This window comes from Alcanivorax sp. HI0044 (genome assembly GCF_001634945.1).
Map to the genome: position 1 here is coordinate 1 of NZ_LWEZ01001723.1, position 628 is coordinate 628.

General features: G+C 60.2%; 2 protein-coding genes. Both read right to left on the minus strand.

From position 1 onward, the window contains the following. On the minus strand, nucleotides 1-495 hold a 495-nt coding region (locus A3730_RS25880; protein WP_197477645.1), incomplete at its 3' end, for a universal stress protein. Continuing rightward, nucleotides 492-628: helix-turn-helix domain-containing protein (locus A3730_RS25885; protein WP_156501372.1), on the minus strand; the 137-nt coding region annotated here is incomplete at its 5' end. The genes A3730_RS25885 and A3730_RS25880, both read right to left, overlap by 4 nt.

A 628-nucleotide genomic window follows, 5' to 3' on the forward strand; every position in this document is an offset into this window, starting at 1 on the left:
CCGGTCATCGGAGGCTTCCCCGGTGCCCGGATCCAGCGCGGCAAGAATGCGAGGGGAGGCATTCCACTCCCTGCTATGCACGCAAAGCACCGGGCAGGGCGCCTTGCGAATTAATTGCCAGTCCCTTGGGGTAAAGAGGTGGCGGCGAAGGGCACTGTCGTCGCTGGTATGTACCACCACCAGTGACGGAGTCAGCGCCAGTATGGCCTTGCGCAACCCATCCATGCTGTCTTTTTCCCAAAGAACACGGATCTCGCCTGCATCTTCACCCAGCAGTGCGGCGACGCGTTTGTGCCAGGCTTTACTGATCTGTTGCTGGGCCGCCTGCTGGCGTTCGGCATCCAGGCCAACGGCACGCACCATAGCGGAAGAATACGCATTGACGATGACTTGGAGCGGCGCCCCGGCCGCAGCCGCGATGCGCTGCGCTTTGTTCAGGGCGGGCTGGGCGGCCTTCAGATTACGGTCAAGAATCGCGACGACAGGTTTTGTCACTCTGTGAGCTCCAAAGCGGGATCGTGGTTCTGGCCGCACAGGCGGGCACGATCAAGAATTTCAATATCGCGGCCGGTAACGCGAAGCCATTGCTGTTGCTGGAAACGGGTAAAAATACGGCTTACGGTTTCCA